The 18004-nt window shown below is 63.4% G+C and carries 20 protein-coding genes and 1 tRNA gene; 7 read left to right on the forward strand and 14 right to left on the reverse strand.

Translation table 11 applies throughout. The features are described 5' to 3' along the window. Positions 1-52 precede the first annotated feature (52 nt). A complete protein-coding gene (locus JQ574_RS17140; RefSeq protein ID WP_212207347.1) occupies positions 53-745 on the forward strand; it encodes a TetR/AcrR family transcriptional regulator in 693 nt (230 codons plus the stop codon). Here JQ574_RS17140 and JQ574_RS17145 read toward each other — a convergent pair. The 6 genes from JQ574_RS17145 to JQ574_RS17170 all read right to left on the reverse strand — a co-directional run bounded on the left by JQ574_RS17145 (position 742) and on the right by JQ574_RS17170 (position 7890). Beyond that, a complete protein-coding gene (locus JQ574_RS17145; RefSeq protein WP_212207346.1) occupies positions 742-1134 on the reverse strand; it encodes a RidA family protein in 393 nt (130 codons plus the stop codon). The genes JQ574_RS17140 and JQ574_RS17145 overlap by 4 nt on opposite strands. A 112-nt stretch (positions 1135-1246) precedes the next feature. Next, positions 1247-2473: a CaiB/BaiF CoA-transferase family protein gene (locus tag JQ574_RS17150; protein WP_212207345.1), complete on the reverse strand. Its 1227-nt coding sequence runs from the start codon at positions 2471-2473 to the stop codon at positions 1247-1249. Between the two features lie 184 nt (positions 2474-2657). Further along, a complete protein-coding gene (locus JQ574_RS17155) occupies positions 2658-4646 on the reverse strand; it encodes an aconitase family protein (RefSeq protein WP_212383692.1) in 1989 nt (662 codons plus the stop codon). An 8-nt stretch (positions 4647-4654) separates the two neighbouring features. Next, entirely contained in the window at positions 4655-5653 is a 999-nt protein-coding gene (locus JQ574_RS17160; protein ID WP_212294031.1) for a tripartite tricarboxylate transporter substrate binding protein, read from the reverse strand. 66 nt (positions 5654-5719) lie between these two features. Continuing rightward, a complete protein-coding gene (locus JQ574_RS17165; RefSeq protein WP_249119396.1) occupies positions 5720-6937 on the reverse strand; it encodes a CaiB/BaiF CoA transferase family protein in 1218 nt (405 codons plus the stop codon). Next, positions 6934-7890, reverse strand: coding sequence for a hydroxymethylglutaryl-CoA lyase (locus JQ574_RS17170; RefSeq protein WP_212207342.1), 957 nt, complete (start codon positions 7888-7890; stop codon positions 6934-6936). The genes JQ574_RS17165 and JQ574_RS17170 overlap by 4 nt, the downstream gene beginning before the upstream one ends. Positions 7891-7990: 100 nt before the next feature. Between JQ574_RS17170 and JQ574_RS17175 the strand changes: the two genes are divergently transcribed. The 4 genes from JQ574_RS17175 (at position 7991) to JQ574_RS17190 (ending at position 11397) form a co-directional block, all read left to right on the forward strand. Continuing rightward, a complete protein-coding gene (locus JQ574_RS17175; protein WP_212207341.1) occupies positions 7991-8983 on the forward strand; it encodes a LysR family transcriptional regulator in 993 nt (330 codons plus the stop codon). 161 nt (positions 8984-9144) lie between these two features. Further along, on the forward strand, positions 9145-10263 hold the full coding sequence (locus JQ574_RS17180; RefSeq protein WP_212207340.1) for a DUF3182 family protein: 1119 nt from the start codon (positions 9145-9147) through the stop codon (positions 10261-10263). Continuing rightward, positions 10260-11042, forward strand: a complete 783-nt coding sequence (locus tag JQ574_RS17185; protein ID WP_212207339.1) for a S9 family peptidase — start codon at positions 10260-10262, stop codon at positions 11040-11042. The genes JQ574_RS17180 and JQ574_RS17185 overlap by 4 nt, the downstream gene beginning before the upstream one ends. 133 nt (positions 11043-11175) lie before the next feature. Next, positions 11176-11397 carry a hypothetical protein gene (locus tag JQ574_RS17190; protein WP_212207338.1) on the forward strand — a complete coding sequence of 74 codons (222 nt, stop codon included), beginning with the start codon at positions 11176-11178 and terminating at the stop codon, positions 11395-11397. Between the two features lie 314 nt (positions 11398-11711). Here JQ574_RS17190 and JQ574_RS17195 read toward each other — a convergent pair whose 3' ends face one another. After that, positions 11712-12569, reverse strand: coding sequence for an SDR family oxidoreductase (locus tag JQ574_RS17195; RefSeq protein WP_212207337.1), 858 nt, complete (start codon positions 12567-12569; stop codon positions 11712-11714). 143 nt (positions 12570-12712) lie between these two features. Between JQ574_RS17195 and JQ574_RS17200 the strand changes: the two genes are divergently transcribed. Then, on the forward strand, positions 12713-13291 hold the full coding sequence (locus JQ574_RS17200; RefSeq protein ID WP_212207336.1) for an alpha-ketoglutarate-dependent dioxygenase AlkB: 579 nt from the start codon (positions 12713-12715) through the stop codon (positions 13289-13291). A gap of 9 nt (positions 13292-13300) precedes the next feature. Here the strand turns inward: JQ574_RS17200 and JQ574_RS17205 are convergent, their stop codons facing one another. The 5 genes from JQ574_RS17205 to JQ574_RS17225 form a co-directional block, all read right to left on the reverse strand. Further along, positions 13301-14494: a M20/M25/M40 family metallo-hydrolase gene (locus JQ574_RS17205; RefSeq protein ID WP_212207335.1), complete on the reverse strand. Its 1194-nt coding sequence runs from the start codon at positions 14492-14494 to the stop codon at positions 13301-13303. A 121-nt stretch (positions 14495-14615) separates the two neighbouring features. After that, the gene (locus JQ574_RS17210) at positions 14616-14993 is read right to left on the reverse strand and encodes a YbaN family protein (protein WP_212207334.1); all 378 of its coding nucleotides are present in this window, start codon (positions 14991-14993) and stop codon (positions 14616-14618) included. Between the two features lie 159 nt (positions 14994-15152). Beyond that, a tRNA-Gly gene (locus JQ574_RS17215) sits at positions 15153-15226 on the reverse strand. Positions 15227-15624: 398 nt separating this feature from the next. After that, positions 15625-15990: an SH3 domain-containing protein gene (locus JQ574_RS17220; protein WP_212207333.1), complete on the reverse strand. Its 366-nt coding sequence runs from the start codon at positions 15988-15990 to the stop codon at positions 15625-15627. A 185-nt stretch (positions 15991-16175) separates the two neighbouring features. Beyond that, on the reverse strand, positions 16176-16376 hold the full coding sequence (locus tag JQ574_RS17225) for a hypothetical protein (RefSeq protein WP_249119398.1): 201 nt from the start codon (positions 16374-16376) through the stop codon (positions 16176-16178). Between the two features lie 218 nt (positions 16377-16594). On the opposite strand from JQ574_RS17225, the gene JQ574_RS17230 reads away from it, so the two are divergent. Then, positions 16595-16990 carry a YciI family protein gene (locus tag JQ574_RS17230; protein ID WP_212207332.1) on the forward strand — a complete coding sequence of 132 codons (396 nt, stop codon included), beginning with the start codon at positions 16595-16597 and terminating at the stop codon, positions 16988-16990. A 17-nt stretch (positions 16991-17007) separates the two neighbouring features. Here the strand turns inward: JQ574_RS17230 and JQ574_RS17235 are convergent, their stop codons facing one another. Together JQ574_RS17235 and JQ574_RS17240 are read right to left on the reverse strand one after the other, a co-directional pair. Continuing rightward, positions 17008-17163, reverse strand: coding sequence for a hypothetical protein (locus tag JQ574_RS17235; RefSeq protein ID WP_212207331.1), 156 nt, complete (start codon positions 17161-17163; stop codon positions 17008-17010). Then, positions 17160-17393 carry a hypothetical protein gene (locus JQ574_RS17240; protein WP_212383693.1) on the reverse strand — a complete coding sequence of 78 codons (234 nt, stop codon included), beginning with the start codon at positions 17391-17393 and terminating at the stop codon, positions 17160-17162. The genes JQ574_RS17235 and JQ574_RS17240 overlap by 4 nt, the downstream gene beginning before the upstream one ends. Between the last annotated feature and the right edge of the window lie 611 nt (positions 17394-18004).

The following is an 18004-nucleotide window of genomic DNA, read 5'->3' on the forward strand; positions in this document are numbered from 1 at the left end:
CGATAGTTTCATACACACGTTTGAAATGCAACTCCCCAACAGGGGACCAGATATGGCGTCCGATCATACCCGCTCCGCCATTCTCGCCGCCGCCGAACGGCTCTACGCCGATCGCGGCTTTGGCGACGTGACGCTGCGCGACATCGTTGCCGAGGCGAATGTCAATCTCGCCGCGGTGAATTATCATTTCGGATCGAAGGACGAGTTGATCGCGGAATTGTTCGTGACCCGCAGCCTCGCCACCAACCGCGAGCGGCTCAACGAACTGAAGGCGGCCGAGGAAGCCGGCGGCGGCCGCGCCTCGATCGAGGCCATCATGCACGCGCTGGTCGGCCCGACCTTGCGCGGCTGCCTCGGCCCGGACCGCGAAGGCTCGACCGCGGCGCGCTTCATGATCCGCGCCTCGATCGAGTCAGTGCCGCCGATCCGCCGCATCAAGAATCGCGAGGTCGATCATCTGCGGAAATTCGTCGCCGCAATGCGCCGCTCCCTGCCCGGCCGCGACGATGCCGAGCTCTATTGGGGCCTGCATTTTGCCCTCGCGATGTCGCACCACACGATCCGGGAAAAGGAGCGGCTGACAAAGCTGTCGGAAGGTCAGTGCGACCTGAACGACGTGCACGCGATCGTCGAACGCGTGGTCGCGGTATCGGTGATGGCGCTGACGGGCGGCGAGCCGGCGAGGAAAGCACCGGCCCGGTCCATGGCGCCGCCGTATGGCCGGCTGACGCGGCAGGATATCTAGAGAACTGCTACGCAGTCGATCTCGATGTCGAACGGCCCCATCCATTCCGGGACGCACACGAAAATGCGCGCCGGCGGATCGACCGGAAAGTACCGCGCATAGATCGCATTGACGGTCGGGAAGTGCTTTGCCGACGTGCAGTAGATATTGCACTTCATCACGTTCTGCAGGCTGGTGCCTGAAGCCTCCAGGCAGAGCTTCATCTGCTCCAGGACGATCTCGGTCTGGCGCTCGATCGGCGCGGCACGCACCTCGCCGGTTTCCGGATCGAACGGCGGAAAGCCTGATACAAACACCATGTTGCCGGCCCGCGTGACCGGCGAGATCGGCGCGTTCCACTTCGCGAGATAAGAGGACAATGGCTCGACGCGGATCACTTCTCGTTTCATGGCGGCACCTCGGTTCGAATCGAGCCCATGATGCGACACTAGCAGCCGCCAGTGACATCATGTTTCGACCGAGGTGGAAGTGTCGTTACCGGGTCCAGCCGGGTTTCGCGCCTTAGACGATCTTCTGCGCCTTCAACGCCTCGACCTTGGCGTCGTCATAGCCGATCGTCGCCAGCACTTCCCTGGTGTGCGCGCCGAGCAGCGGCGGCGCGCGATAGTCCTTTACCGGCGTGCCGGAGAACGAGATGGCGTTGCGGATCAGCGACAGTTCCGGCTCGAAGGGATGTTCGACCTTGACCCGCATGCCGCGCGACTGGACGTGCGGATCTGAAAACACCTGCTCGAAATTGTTGATCGGACCGGAGGGCACGCCGGCCTTTTCCAATTCGTCCAGCCAGTACGCCACCGGCTTCTTCAGGAACAATCCGGCGAAGATCGCCATGATCTCCTTGCCGTGCACGACGCGGTCGTTGTTCTTGAGGAATCTTGGATCGGTCGCAAGCTCGGGGGCGCCCAACACGGCGCAGGTGCGCGCGAACTGGCCGTCATTGCCGACCACCAGCATCAATTCGCCATCGGTGGCGCGGAACACGCCGGCCGGCATGCCGCCATTGCCCCAGGTGCCGCGCCGCGGCGGCGTCACGCCGTTGACGAGGTAGATCTGCAACCAATGCGACAGCGAGGCGATCACGGTGTCGAACAGGCAGACGTCGACATGCTGCCCCTCCCCGCCATTGACCTTGCGGTGGAACAGCGCCGAGAGAATGCCGATCGAGGTGTTCATGCCGGTCATGTAGTCGACGATCGACGGGCCGACCTTCATCGGCCCCTCGCCGGGTTCGCCGTCGATATGACCGGTGACGCTCATCAGGCCGCCCATCGCTTGCAGGATGGCGTCGTAGCCGGCGCGCGGCGCGTAAGGCCCGGTCTGGCCGAAACCGGTCACCGAGCAATAGATGATGCCGGGATTGATCGCCTTGATCGATTCATAATCCAGCCGGTAGCGCTTGAGGTCGCCGACCTTGTAATTCTCCATCATCACGTCGCAGGATTTTGCCAGCTCGCGGATGATGTCCTGGCCTTCCGGCGAGGCGATGTTGACCGTGACCGACTTCTTGTTGCGGTTAGCGCACAGATAGAACGAATTGTTGTTGTTGGCCTTGCCTTCGGGGTCCTGCAGATAAGGCGGGCCGAAGGCGCGCGCGTCGTCGCCGCCGCCGGGACGCTCGATCTTGATCACCTCGGCGCCGAGATCGCCCAGCATCTGCGCCGACAAGGGCCCCGCCAGCACCCGCGTCAGGTCGAGAATTTTGATGCCTTTGAGTGGCAGAGCCGACATGAAACTTCCTCCGAAACTTTTGATTTGGTGGCGCCGGAATGTCCCCCCCGGCGCGCGATGCCCAGCGGATACACTATTTTGCGGCCATGAGCCCTGCATTGGCGGCATGCAGGTATCCGTTTGTGGCTTGTGGCGCGCCGAGCGGAAGTCGAGGTGGGGTGCCTGGAGGAGTGTGCAAAACGAATTATCGGCCGTCCGGCACCGTATCGCCTTCCCCTGCTTTCAGTGCACGCAATTGCCGAAAGCTCACGATCCGACCGGCAATCGCACTGGCCGCGACTGTGGACGGGCTCGCCAGCCAGACTTGCCCGGGCCCGGAGCGGCCTGGAAAATTGCGGTTGATCGCGCTTACCGTCACCTGATCGGCGCGCTCGGAGACGCCGGGACCGGCATTCACACAGGCGCCACATCCCGGCTCGACCAGTTCGACACCCACGCGTTCAAACACGTCAAGCATTCCGCTTTGAACGCAGAAGTCACGGACATCCTGGCTGCCGAACTGGAGAAAGAAGCGTGTGCCGGCAGCGACCCGCATGCCGCGCTGCGCCGCCCATTCGAGCACGGCGTGGTAATGCAGCAAATCCTCGCGCTTGCCGCCTGTGCACGAGCCGCCATAGGCGATATCGATCCCCACCGTCTCCGCCAGTTCCGATATGGCAACGCCGCGACCGGGATCGCCGGGCCTCGCCAGCATCGGCTCGAGCCTGTCGCACTCGATCTCGATGAGGTGAGCCAGTTCGGCCCCTTCGTCGCTGCACATCCATGGCTCGAGCTGCAGATCGATGCCGCGGCGCTCCCTGACAAAGCGCTGCGTCTCCGCATCGGGCACGACGATTGCGCTGAAGCCGCCGATTTCCGCCACCATGTTGGTCAGCGTCGCACGCTCGTCGGTAGACAGGTTTGACAGCGCTTCGCCGCAATACTCGAACATCTGGCCGATCGCACGTCCCTCGCGCACGTAGGGCAAACGCAAGAGGTGCAGAACGATATCCTTCGCCTCGACGCCGGCCGGAAGGCGGCCGCTCAGCCGCACACGGCATGTCCGGGGTACCTCGACACGCACCTCTCCCGTCATCCACGCGTTGGCCATTTCGGTCGTGCCAATGCCGAACGCCAATGCTCCCAGGGCACCGCAATGCGGCGTATGGGAATCCGTGCCGACGACCAGCTGACCCGGCTTCACGTAACGCTCCGCCATGATCGAGTGGCTGATGCCTTCCGAACCGTCACGGTCAGTAAGGTAGCCGTGCAGGCGCACCCCATGCGTCTCGCAGAATTGCTGCTGCACCCTGGCCAATGCCTGCGCGGCTTCGAGCAGGCCGCGGGCGCGCCGCTCGGGCGCCATGGTCTGGTGGATGAAGGGCAAGTGATCACCGAAGCAGATGATGCTCGCACGATCATGCAGCGTGATCGGGCCCTCGCCCATTTCCCGCGCGAGAAAGCTGACGCACATCGGCGTTACGTATTCGTGCGCATAGCGCCAGTCCGCCCGTGCGAAGACGGCTTGCCCGGGACGAACCGCAGCCGAATGGCCGGCGGATGCGCGTGCGATGATCTTTTCGGCATAGGTCATCGGCCGCGATGCGGTGGTGCGCATGGCCGGCGACGAGCCGTCCTTTCGCGCGCGCGCCAGCTTGAACAACCCTCCGCGCCGAATGAGCTCGGCGGTGAGTTCGTCCTCGCCTTCGGTAAACTCGCTGACGGAAATGCTCTCGCCGCGGCGTATCCGTTCGATCAAGGCGAAATCGGTCGAGGTGTAGATGCCCAGATTACGGCAGTTCTGCCGGTAGATGCGCTCGAAGCTTTCGGCGATCACCAGCCTGATGCCGGCGCACCATTCCGCATAGGGGCTGGCCTCGCGCGACGAGCCCTTGCCGTAGCGGCGCCCGGCCACCGTCACGCCGAACCCGCCGGCCTTGACGCTGCCGGCAGATACCGGGAGGCGCTGACCGCATTTCAGGCCGAGATAGGGATATTCCCCGAGCTTCTCGTCGTAATAATAGCAGATCGCGGCCGGGGTGATCTCGTCGGTCGACACGTCGCTGCGCAGCGGCAGCGCCTCGGCCAGCGAGACATCCGTCCCTTGCAACTGGCTTTCCACCACGTCCGCGTCTTCAGAGAGGAACAGGATGCGGCCGTCAAAGCGGACCTGTGTGGCTGGTTCCGATGTCATGACGCCTCTCATTCGGCGGTGATGCCGAGAGCGCGGATGAGTTCACCGCGTGCCTGATAGTCGACCTCGATCTGGCGCCTGAAATCATCAGGCGTGCCACCGAGCGCGACCATGCGCTGCTTATCCAGCCAGGTGCGCATCGATTCCGTTGCAAGGATCTGATTTATCTCCTTGTTCAAGGTGGCTATCACCGCCTTCGGCGTATTCTTTGGCAGCATGAACCCGGTATAGCTGATGACCTTGAACTCCGGAAAAGTTTCGCTGATCGCCGGCACGTCGGGAAGCAACGGGAATCGCTTTTCCGACGTGACGCCGAGCACCTTGATCTTGCCTGCCATCGCCAGCGGCTCCACCGCCGTCGGTGCGCCAAACAGCAGCGGTATCTGCCCGCCCAGGAGATCGTTCACAGCAACCGACGTTCCCTTGTAGGGAATGTGGGTCATGGTGAAGCCGCCGTACTTCTGCAGCATCTCGCCGGCGAGGCGATGCGGCGTCGAACTGCCAGGACTGCCGAAACTCAAATTCTGCGTCTTTTGCTTGCCCAGCGCGACCAGCTCGGCCACCGAATTCGCCGGCACATTGTTGGCAGCGGCAAGCAGCAGCGGCGACCACATGACGTTGACGACCGGCTCCATTGCCTTCGAAAGGTCGAAGTGATTACTGGTGGCGAGGTGCGGGTCGATAGCGACCATCGCGTCCGTCACGAGGAGGATCGTGTATCCGTCGGGCTCGGCGCGTGCGGCCGCCTGCGCCGCGATCATGCCATTGGCACCCGTCTTGTTTTCGATGACGACGGATACTTTGAGGTTCTCGCCGAGTTGCTTGCCGATGATCCGGGCTAGTGCGTCGGCCTGCCCGCCCGCGGAATAACCCACCAGGATTGTCAGGGATCGTGATGGATATGGCTGCGCCTTGGCGCCGAGCACCGTCGCAACCAACGCCATTGCAACCAGCACCACGACGCCCAGCGCGCGGGCTTTTCCTCGAACCAGTTTGCCGGATGTCATGCTCCGCCTCCTCCCTGAGATCACATTATCCAGGTGCGGTTGAATTCACCGCGCTCTGGTTCGTTCTTATGCGGGCTCGTTCGCGACCGCGCCCAGCACGCCGGCCGAACGCAAATCCTCAATGTCGCGCTCCGAATATCCGGCGGCCCGCAGAATCTCGTCCGTGTGCTCGCCGATCCGCGGCGGCTGGCGATCGAGGCCGGGCCGTTCCTGCGCTTCGCCGAACTCGACCGGCAGCGCCGGGATTCCGACCAGCGGCCCGCCACCTAGTCCCCATACGGCGGTCGCAAGCAGCCCGCCATTGTCAAGCAGATGCGGATCGGTCGACAATTCGTCGGGCCGGCCGACCCGCGAATAGGCCACCCGTGCCGTTTCGCATTTTGCCAGGATTTCGCCGAGCGGCAGCCGCGCGATCCGCCGTTCCAGTTCGGGGAGCATCCACTCGCGCGCTTCGCAGCGGGCGGCGTTGCCTGCAAACCTGATATCATCGCGCCAGTCGTCGAAGCCGAACGTTTCGCAGAAGCGCTGCCAGTGGCCGTCCGAAGTGCAGCCGATGAAGACCTGACCGCCATCGGACGCGGTGAAAACGTCGTAGACGCCCCAGGCATTCTTGCGTGCCGGCATCGGCGGCATCGGACCGCCGATGACCGCGCTGCCGACGACGACGGCGCCGAGCATGAAGGTCGCGCTTTCAAACAGGGAACTGGCAACTTTCTGCCCGACGCCCGTCGCGTCGCGTTCGCGCAGCGCGGCCAGCGCAGCCACCACGCCAAATACGCCGCCGAGAATGTCGATCACGGGCGCGCCAGCGCGGAGTGGCCGGCCGGGCGGACCCGTCATGTAGGCGAGGCCGGACTGCATCTGCACGACTTCATCGAGCGCGCCGCGATTTTCGTACGGCCCTTTCAAAAAACCCTTCATCGAAAGGTAGACCAGACGTGGATTGATCCGGCGCAGATCCTCCCAGCTGCATTTCAGCCGCTCGATGGTTCCCGGCCCAAAGTTCTCCAGCACCACGTCAGCATCCCTGACGAGCCAGTGCACGATCGCCTGTCCCTCGGGCCGCTTCAGGTCGATCGCGATCGACCGCTTGTTGCGATTATAGGTCGCGAAGAATCCAGCGGCGAAGCCCGGCAGGCGCCGCGTCGGATCGCCGCCGGCAGGCTCAATCTTGATGACGTCGGCGCCGAGATCGGCAAACAGCACGCCCGCACACGGGCCCATGATGGTGTGGCCGAAATCAAGCACCTTCAACCCCGCCAGCGGCCTGGACGCCGTCATCATGCAGCCCTTTTCCTGAATGCAGCGAGCGTTCCCGATCGCAACGCGGCGCTCGGCAGGCGGTGTCCGACGATGCGCTCGGCGAGACGCCCGGCCTCGATCAGCGCCTCGATGTCGAGGCCGGTGGCGATGCCCATCTCGTCGCACAGCAGCGCGAGCTCCTCGGTGGCGATGTTGCCGGGCGCTCCGGGCTGGCCGGCGAACGGGCAGCCGCCGAGCCCCGCCACCGCCGCATCGAACGCGGTCACGCCGAGCCTCAATCCCTCATAGGCGCATGCGATGCCCTGCCCCCGCGTGTCATGCAGATGCAGGGCGATCCGCAGGTTCGGCCAGCGGTCACGAACGGCGCCGACCGCGGCCGCGACCCGGCGCGGCGTCGCCCAGCCCATGGAATCCGCGAGCGCGACATCCCGCACCTCAACGCCGAATTCGCGCGCGACGGCTAGCCCGTCCGCCACCGTCCCCACGACCGTGGTGGGCGAGACGTCGCCGGAGAAATTGCAGCCGAAGGCGGCCATGACGATGATCTTCGCGATCGGCACGCCCGCTTCCTGGTGCACGCCCACATATTTGCGCATGGCTTCGATTTGTCCGGCGCGATCGCGGTTGAGATTTCTAATGGCGAAAGCTTCCGATGCGCTTAGCGAAATGAACCCGGCAAGGCTCAGCTTCCCGCCGAACGCAAGTGCGCGCCGCAATCCGCCCTCGTTGAACCACAGCGCGGAGTATTCGACGCCTTGCCGTGCGGTGAACCCCTCGACCACGGCCTCGGCGTCGGCCCAACCCGGAACATGCTTGGCGTTGACGAAGGAGGCGATCTGGATCCGGCGCAGGCCGCAATTGGAAAGCGCGTCGATCAGCGCGATCTTGTCCGCGGTCGCGATCGGGCCCTGCTCGATCTGAAAGCCTTCGCGAGGCCCCTCTTCGCTGATGACGACGCTGTTCGGCAGGTCCATGCGCCGTGGCTCCTCCGGGTGATCTTGTTGGATGTGAGCTTGCCGCGCCCCAAGACATCTGACAAATATAATATCACGATCAATCTGTTCTATTAATTAGATGACGGGAGCGATCACGGTGGCGTTGGGATTGCGGCAGATCAGATACTTCATCGCCATCGCCGATGCCGGCGTGCTGTCGCGGGCGGCGGAGAGGCTCAACATCGCCCAGTCGGCGCTCAGCCATCACGTTGCCGCGCTCGAAAACGATCTCGGCGTCAAACTGCTCGAACGAAGGCCGCGCGGCATCGCGCTGACCGCGGCCGGACGCCGGCTCTACGAGCACGCCAGCGCGGTCCTGTCGGCACTCGGCAAGGCCGAAGAGGATGTCCGGACCTATAATGAGGCCGCGACCGGTCCGGTCTGCCTCGGCCTCAGCCATACCGGGATTTCGCTGGTCGCGCTCGATCTGATGAAGGCGGTTCGAACCATCGCGCCGGGCGTTTACCTGAGCATCGTTGAGGCGCTGTCACCGGCGCTGACCGAGCGCGTCCTGTCCGGCACCGTCGATCTCGCGCTCGCCTACAATCCCCCGCGGGACGCCCGTCTGGATGTCGAGCTGCTGCTGGAGGAAGACCTTTACCTCGTCGGGCATCCGAGCCTGATCGGCCGGTCGGCCACTCCGATCGCCTTCTCCGCGATTCCGCAGCGAAGCGTACTTGGGTTGTCGCCGATGCCGGCATCGCGCGCCATCATCCAGACCCAGGTTCTCCGCAATCAGGTCATCCCAAGCGAAACGCTCGAAGTCGATTCACTGCCGGCGCTGCGAATGGCGCTTGAGGCCGGCCTCGGATGTGCCATTCTTTCCCGCGCCACCGTGCTCTCCGACCTTGCGGCGGAGAAATATCATGCGCGGCGCATCATCGATCCGCCGCTGACGCGCTCGCTTGGGCTGATCGCGCTGGCGGACCGGCCGCAGACTAAGGCGTTCCTGGAGGTGCGCAAGACCGTGATCGAGGTCGTGCGCGCCGCCATCAGCAACAAACGCTGGCCGGCAACGGAGTACGGCCGGCGACGTGCGGCCAAAGGGCTGAAAGCCGCAAAGCCACGCTGAAATCGAAGGGCGCGTCCGTTCGCACGCAGCGAGCGCGGCATTGTCATCGAAATGTCGCGGAACAGGTCTTCTCCCGCAACGTTTCCCTGATGTGCAAGCGAGCTGCGCGACTTTCTCAGGGAGTCGTATCTCAATCGGTATACCTTGATCGGGAATTTTCGATGGCGAACGAATTTCTCGGAGAGAGGACAGTCGTCATCCACGCCCCAGCCGGTGCACGGTTTTGCACAACCCACGAAAGGCTTGTCCACCTTGAGATTGCCAAACGGATCGCCGCACTCAAGGGCGGTTGTTTTGGCGGTGAATTCGATCACGCCCGCGCCTACCGGAGCCAGCCTTATCTGGTGCCGACCGACACCATCATCGGGATCGATCAGGCGCACGAGTTAGGCGTTTTCACCGAGCATGACCTGTTCGGCGGCGTTGTGCCTCATGCCTTTGTCGGCACGAAGGCGATTACCCATGGCCTGATCGAGGAGAATGCCACGGCGCCAACCGGCTGGTCGCACGATTTTGCGAAGATCGTCCGCGACATCGTCCCCCGGGGATATACGGCCTTCAGCCGCGACGACGCGCATCTCGCGGCGCACCGCTTGCTTCATGACCATCCCATCCGGATCAAACCAGTCAAGGCAACCGGTGGGCGGGGCCAGCTTGTCGTCGGGAATGTTGGTGAACTCGATTCGGCCCTGGAGCAAGTTGATCAAACGCAACTCACACAGTTCGGACTTGTCCTCGAAGAGAACCTTGGCGATCCCAAAACCTACAGCATCGGGCAAGTTCGGCTCGACGAGCTGGTCGCCAGCTACCACGGCACACAGAATCTGGTAAGCAACAATTCGGGGCGAACCGCCTATGGCGGCTCCGATCTCACGGTCGTCCGTGGCGAGCTCGACAGCCTCATGACGCTCGATGGCCTGTCGGACGGCGAGCGCCTCGCCATTGCCCAGGCCCAGCGGTACGACGCAGCTGCGATGCGCTGTTTTCCAGGCATGATCGTCTCACGACGAAACTATGACGTCATTGAGGGAACCTCGGCCACGGGACGACGTTGCTCCGGTGTTCTTGAACAGTCATGGCGGATCGGCGGTGCAACGCCGGCCGAGATCACCGCGCTTGAGGTCTTGCGTGCCGATCCCGGCCTCCAGACCGTGCGGGTCTCGTCGGTGGAAGCTTACGGAACCAGTCCGGCGAAACCGGCCAACGCGATTGTCTATTTCGAGGGCGTCGATGAACGGCTGGGTCCAATGATCAAATACGCGCACGTAAAGCCTGCATGAACCCGGAACAGACAGCCGTTACAATCGACGTCGACGATCAGCGTCTGGCCGGCACGTTGCTTACCCCCACAAGCTCGTTGCCGGGCGTGTTATTCGTCCACGGCTGGGGCGGCAGCCAGGAAACGGACCTGGTTCGCGCGCGCGAAATTGCCGCGCTCGGATGCGTCTGCCTGACCTTTGACCTTCGCGGCCATGCCGGAACCAAATCCCAATTCGAAAGTGTCACGCGCGAGCAAAACCTCCACGATCTCATTGCGGCCTATGACGCGCTGATGCGGCATCCAACGGTCGACCGGTCCTCGGTTGCCGTCGTTGGCAGCAGTTACGGCGCGTATCTGGCGGCGCTTCTAACCACGGCAAGGGCGGTGCGCTGGATGGCGCTTCGGGTGCCCGCCCTTTACAGGGATGACGAATGGGACGTGGCGAAGCGGCAACTCGACCGCGAAGTGCTTGCTGCATACCGGCGGAGCGCCGTCTCCGCGAAAGACAATCGGGCGCTTCGGGCGTGTGCGCAATTCGGCGGCGAGGTCCTGATCGTCGAGTCCGAGCACGATGACCTCATCCCCCATGAAACGATCATCAGCTACAGGTCGTCGTTCCGCAACGCCCATTCGCTTACCTACCGCACCATAGGCGGGGCCGATCACGGACTGTCGGAGGCGAAGCACCAACAGGCCTATACGTCGCTGCTCATCAAGTGGATGACCGAAATGGTGCTCGGATCCCGCGGCGCCGGACAATCGCGCGCAGCCAATACTCCGGCCCATGTCATCAGCTAGCGCCTGCAAGCCGAATGGCATCCGTATCGCCTTCAACGCCTGGCCTTTCCGATAGCAAGGAACGGAACTGCCGTCGGGGGCGTTATTTCCATATCGATTTGGCTAGTGACGACGCGCTTTACGAGCAACACGAATGTCTGATTCACATCACTACTTCCTGGCGCATGCGCGCGAAGCGATCGGCAAGGCACGGCGGATGCCGCCCGGGCGCGTCAAGAAAAGACAGCGCACGGTGGCGCGCGTCTATCACTTGCTCGCCAAGGAAGCCGCCTATGTACCCAACATTCACCACATCGACGATTTCAGACAAGCACGTGAACTCGAACGGTCGAACCGCAAGGAATTCAGCAACTGAAAAACGGGTGCCCACATGCCGGAAACCAAAACCAGTCGGCAGATCTACGATGAGAGCGTAAAAATTCGCCGGCAAGTCGATGACGGCCGGCCGAGGCAATCGGAGGACGACATTCAGCGGGAGCAACTCGGACCGCGCGGGGTACCCGGACAGCCGGATCCCGCAATAATGGTCCCACAGCGCAGGAAGAAGACCCCGTCGGATTTCGATCCCGGCCATACGGCTTGAGGTCCACCAGCCCAACGCGTCAGACCACGCTGCCGGAAACTGCGGGGGCGCCGAAGCGCCCGCAATCAGACCGGACAGACCTTGGCCTAGATGAAAGGCTTGCCGCCCGTGACCGCGACGGTGGTTCCGGAGGTGAAGCTCGACAGCGGATCCGCCAGCATGACATAGGCCGTGGCCAGTTCGGCCGGCTGTGCCGCCCGTTGCAAGGGGACCTGCTTGCCGAAATTCTGCACGGAATCCTCCGGCAACGTCGAGGGAATTAAGGGCGTCCAGATCGGTCCCGGCGCAACGGCATTTGCGCGAATGCCCTTCGGCGCCAGCATCTGCGCAAGACCGCCGGTGAAATTCTGGATGGCGCCTTTGGTGGTGGCGTAGGCCAGCAGGATCGGATTGGGCATATCCGCGTTGATCGATGCGGTGTTGATGACCGCACTGCCCGGCTTCATGTGCGGCACGGCGGCCTTCGTCAGATAGAACATCGCATGGATATTCACCTCGAAGGTCAGTTGCCATTCCTCGTCACTGATCTCGCCGATGTCCTTGAAAGCGGCCTGATGGGCCGCGTTGTTGACGAGGATGTCGACCCCGCCCAGTTCATCGACGGCACGTTTGATGACGGAACGGCAATGCTCGGGACGGCGCAGGTCGCCGGCCACAAGGACGGCCTTGCGACCTTCTTTCTCGATCAGCGCCTTGACCTCCTGCGCATCTTCTTCTTCGCTGAGGTAGGAAATCAGTACATCGGCGCCCTCCCGCGCGAAGGCGATCGCCACGGCGCGGCCGATGCCACTGTCGCCGCCGGTGATGACAGCCTTTCTGCCTTTCAGCTTGTCCGAGCCTCGGTAACTCTTCTCGCCGTGGTCCGGCCGCGGATCCATCTTGGCTGTTGAGCCAGGCATCGGCTGTTTCTGTTTCGGATAAGGCGGCTTGGGATAGTCGGGCATGACCATTCTCCAGGGATGCGACACTCCAATCGCCTAATCGCCGGCCAGCGCAAGTGTTCCCTCCCCTTGGTGCGGAGCTCACCCTTCCTTCGCGGTTGCTTCGTCCTATATGAGAACCGCCCCACAACGGATGGATCGCCGGATTGGCCGAGCAGCAGCTTCCACTTTTTGCGGACCAATCGCCCGCTCCGGAGGGCCTGCGCTACGCTACCGATTTCGTTTCGCCGGCGATCGAACGGGACTTGATAGCGCGCATCGCGCAGCTTCCGTTGCAGCCGTTCCAGTTCGGCCAGCACGAGGGCAAGCGGCGGGTGGCCTCATTCGGCTTCCGCTATGACTACACGTCGCGGCGGCTGCAGGACGCCGATCCGATTCCCGTATGGCTGGCGCCATTGATCGAGCGGGTCGCGACCTTCGGTGGCGCGGGCGTTCGAATAGCGCAAATCCTCTGCACCGAATACGACACCGGCGTCGGCATCGGCTGGCACCGCGACAAACCGCATTTCGACCAGATATTCGGATTGTCGCTGGGCTCGCCCTGCAAGTTTCGATTTCGGCGGCCGGCAGGTGCCAAATGGAGCCGCTTCACGCTCGAGGCGGCGCCGCGGTCCATCTATCAGATGACCGGGGCCGCGAGATCAGTGTGGGAGCACAGCATCCCGCCGGTGGAGGCGCTTCGCTATTCGATCACCTTCCGGAGCATGGCTGAGAGCTCGTCATGATGGCTACCCTCACCGCATCGTCGCGAGCTGAACTGCGAGCGCGCACGCCTTGTCGTACTCGTCGAGATTGATCCACTCGTCGATCGTGTGCGGCTCGTTCTGACCCGCGCCGAAGGTCACGGTCGGAACGCCGTGGCGGACCATCCAGTTGGCGTCCAGCCCGCCATTGGCGGCGCGGATCGTCGGCGTTGCGCCGATGCCGGACACGGCCTCGATCGCGCGCTTGACGACGGGCAGGCTCTCTTTCATGCGGAACGGATAATAGTCGGTCTCGGCCTTGAACTTGACGCGGCCCGACTTGCCGTCGCTGTTCTTCACGCTCTTTGCGGCCTTCTCGAACGCCGCCTTGTAGGCTTTCGTGATCTCCCTGAAAAACTTGCTGTCATGGCTGCGGCTTTCGCCGCGCACGTGCACATAATCGGTGACGACATTGGTGGCGTCGCCGGCCGGCCTTCCCTCGCCGCCGGTGACGGGGCCGACATTGCTGGTGCCCTGCAGCTTGCGCTTCACCACCTTGCCGAACCAGCCACCGGCCTTCACATCGGCGAGCGCCAGCGCCAGGATCATGGTCGAACTGATCCCGCGCTCCGGTGCGACGCCGGCGTGCGAGGCGCGGCCGAATATCTCGACCTGCCAGCGATCCGCGCCGACGGCGCCGATCGTGACGTTGGAGGCGGAGCCGCCGTCGTAATTGAACGCCATGACCGGCGAGCCGAGCTCGGCGGTCTTGACGTGGCGCGCGCCATAGAGCCCGCTCTCCTCGCGCACGCAGAACAGCAGCGTGATCGGCGGATGATCGAGATTCTGCTTGGCAAGCTCGGCCGCCAGCGTGACGAGAACGCCGCAGCCGGCGCGGTTGTCGCCGCCGAGCGCGGTCTTCGCATCATTGACGATCTTGCGTCCCGCCAGTTTCGGTTTGGCTCCGGCGCACAGCGGCACGGTGTCCATGTGGGTCATGAACATGATCCGCGGCTGGTTGTGCATCGCGCCGCGGCCGGGCAGATCGACAATGAGATTGCCGGTTTCCGTTGGCACGGGAATGCGGGTGTTGGCGTCATCGAGGCGGATCGCGCTCGCCGGCACGCCGCTTTCCTGCAGCGCCGCGCTGAGTTCGCGTCCGATCGCGGCCTCCTTTCCGGTCACGCCCTCGACGGCGAGGAAGCGCATGAGACGGTCGGTGGCGGTTTTGACGTCGACTTGCATGGTGGGTTTCCTGATGAGGCGCTGCGGACTCTCGCGAGCATCGTTCGAGATGGCCGGCTGCACAAGGCGACTTGGAATCAGGACTGGCATGCGGACGCCACTGTGCTCGTCGCGGCGATCGCTAGATCGAAGTGTCCTGCCGGGCCACCGCCGGACGCGAGACGACGTAGGCGGCGCAGGCCAGGAAACCCGCCGCCACGGCCAAAGCGAGCGGCACCGACGGCGCGAAGCTATAACAGAAGACAGCGAACCCGAACGCCATCCCCGCGCAAGCCATGATCTTGGCGGTGCGCGGGATGGCTCCGGCGGCGCGCCAATCCCGCAGCGGTTTTCCCAATGTCGGATGCTCGAGCAGCCAGGCCTCGAAACGGGGCGAGGAGCGCGCGAAACACGCCGCCGCAACGATCAGGAAAACCGCCCCCGGCATCAGCGGCATTACAAGGCCGATCACGCCGAGCGCGACCATCACCCAGCCCAGGCAAAAATAGATGATGCGCATCAGACCTGCCGCCCGCCCAGTTCTTCAAATAAAGGATTGCTCTTCAATAGGATTGCTCGCTCCCGGCTGACGCCATGGCTTGCCGAGCCGGAGCTCGCCGCGTAACCGCGCTTTCGGGGCTTCGGCGCGGCAGCCTTCTCTCGCTTCGCGAGCGAAGGCTGGAGCGGGTGAAGGGAATCGAACCCTCGTATTCAGCTTGGAAGGCTGCTGCTCTACCATTGAGCTACACCCGCATTGGGCGATCACCTAACACGCCATGCGGGCGGCCTCAACCACCCAGGGAACCGTCGATAAACTGCTGGGAAACCGGCAGGAAACTGCCAAACACGGCCCGGTTGCCTGACAAACAGGCCCGGTTCCGGCCGGAATCCGCGCCGCTCAGCCCCCTTAACAGCGACAGATTCGCTGCCTATACTCTTATTTCCATCAACAACGAAAGGAGGTGATCCAGTGTCTCTTACCAAGCGCTGTCACCTCGCTGGGATCGCCCGCTAGGCTCTCGCGCTTAGAGGCTTGGCACGGGGCGCTCTCAGCCCTGGACCAGCGAGTTCAAAAGTTGGGGCGCGGCGGGAGCAATCCCGCCGCGCTTTTTGTTTGTGGGGGTGGAATTGCAACTCGCGACCAAAGCAATTCATCTACACACGAGGAATTTTCGAAACACCCACCCCATCGGCCGGGAAGCGACATTCGAAATATAGGCCCACTGCTTTCCGTTCTCTGTGGTCTGGTCCGAAATCCGAATGCGTTCGCCGTTGGCGATTTTGCCGACGATCTTTCCGTTCGGTGACGTCCGGATGTTGAGCGGCGTTCCGGTCGGATCGGCGACGACGCATGAATTGCGATCCTGGTCCGGTCCGGCCGACTGCAATTCCTGCCTAGTGCCCGAGAGCGCCTTTTCATCATTGCCGATGGTGCCGCCGGCATTGCCGGATTGTGCAAAGGCCGCCGCAACACAGCAGGCGCTCACGAACGTGCCAAGCAAGGCGATCTTCAGCACGGCACGTTTTGCGCCACAGTGAACGCTGCTCCCATCTCTTCCTCCATCGCTGGCGGCATTGTTCCGCAAGCCCGGGACGAGAGCAATAGGGGCAGACTGTTCGATTCCGAGGTTCAGAAGTGGTTGAGCACCCCGTTCAGGGTGAGGTCGGCCATAAGGTTGGAGTTAGCTAACGCGAAGGCCGGTCAGAAGCCGCAGAGATTGACCGATCGCGGACGCGCGCCGCGGCGGCTTTCGACAATGTTCTCGCCGCCATTGGTGGCCGAGCTGCCGTAATAGCGGTGGTGGCCGGAGACATCGTGCCAGTCGCCGGGCTGCGTCGATGCCGGCGACGCCGAATGGGACCGGGTGGCGTCACTGATGATCGAGGCTGGCTTGCGTTGCATGACCGTCTCCGTGGATGATGCGCAGTTGCTGCGTTCTGTTCATCAGTCGTTAACTGGCCACCGCGCGTTCAAGCACCGCGCCCTATATCGTGTTTCCGGAATGTTTCGTGACCTGCCTCACCCGGCGACCATCTGACGCTTTGTTGAAACGGTCCTGTCGGGATAGGGCTTTACGTCCTCGCAGGCGTCCAATCCCGCCAAAGGCCAAGGAGATATCGATGCTTTACGCCATTCTGGCCTATCACGTGGAAGCCGAGGTGCAGTCCTGGACGCCGGCGGAGGACGCCGCCCTGATGACCGAGTTGCTTGGAGTTCATGACCGGCTCAACGAACAGAAATTGTTGGGGCCGTCGGCGCGGCTGGGGGCGACGGGCAAGGCCCGCACCTTGCGCGGACCGGGCGCGGGGGTCGTGATCGACGGGCCGTTTGCCGAAACCAAGGAGCAGCTGCTGGGACTCTATGTCGTGAACTGCGCCGATGAGGACGCCGCGATCGCGGTGGCCCGCGACCTGCGCAAGGTCAATCCGACCGCGGTCTACGAGATCCGACCGATCGCCCTCTATCTTCCCGGAGAGCCGTTCCCGACCACGGAGACGCCGGGCCTTACCACCTAGGGCTACGACGCTCAGGGCTAGAGTTTTGCCGGTCCGGTCAACCGGCGAATCACAGAGGTGGCAAGCTTTACAACGCCTGAAATCACCGCCCCGATCAGTTCCAGAACGGCGCTCACGAACTCGAGCACGCCGAGGAAATCAAGCAGCCAGAGCAGCAGCACGCCCGCGATCAAAATCGGAATCTGGCCGCTTGGTCGTGAGCCAGCTCGCCAGGGTTCAAGCTGCGGCAATTCGCGTGAGGCGTGTGCGGCAGGCGGGCCTGTTGCGGCGCCTTTGCCGTCAGGCGGCCGAGAAACCCGTCGATCTCCCGCGCCACGCTGACGGCGGACCGCTCGTCCATTTCGGCCGCGGTTTCATCGACCGATGTCTTGATGTCGTAGCTGGACGGCGGCTGCTGCGGCAACGTCGCGACGTTGTGACTCTCGGATTTATACTTGAGCCAGTAGTAGACCCAGGAAATAGCGACGCGGTATGGCCAGAGTAAAAAGCGCTTTGGCCCGTCGGCATGAACCGACAGGCCACGTTGCGTTCATCTCGTGCCGCGCGTGCTAGGGCTTGATCAGACAAAGCCCAATTGTTGGAGCGGTCGCACATTTTGCTCCTTCAGATACCCCGCCACTGGGACAGAAAACCGACACCAACATTTCGTTGGATTCGCAGCTCACTGCGCCATCGCCTTGAACGGCGCGAACGCTCGCCGTCGCCGGATCGCCCTTGTCGCCCTTCGGGCCCCTTTCGCCCGGAGCGCCTTGTGGACCTTGCGGCCCCTGTGCCCCGGCCTGGCCCTGCGCACCGGGCACGCCCTGGAGCCCCTGCGGCCCAGCTTGGCCTTGCGCACCGGGCACGCCTTGGAGGCCCTGCGACCCTTGGGGGCCGGCCGGTCCCTGAGGGCCCGGGTCGCCCTTTGGACCAGGATCTCTGCCGCACCCAGCGAGCGCGAGCGCAACACCAACGGCAAGTATCGGAAGAATCCTCATGCAAAGCCCCCTCTGCGTTCGTCCGACCGCTGATGGT

It is taken from the genome of Bradyrhizobium sp. AUGA SZCCT0158 (genome assembly GCF_018130065.1).
GTDB lineage: Bacteria > Pseudomonadota > Alphaproteobacteria > Rhizobiales > Xanthobacteraceae > Bradyrhizobium.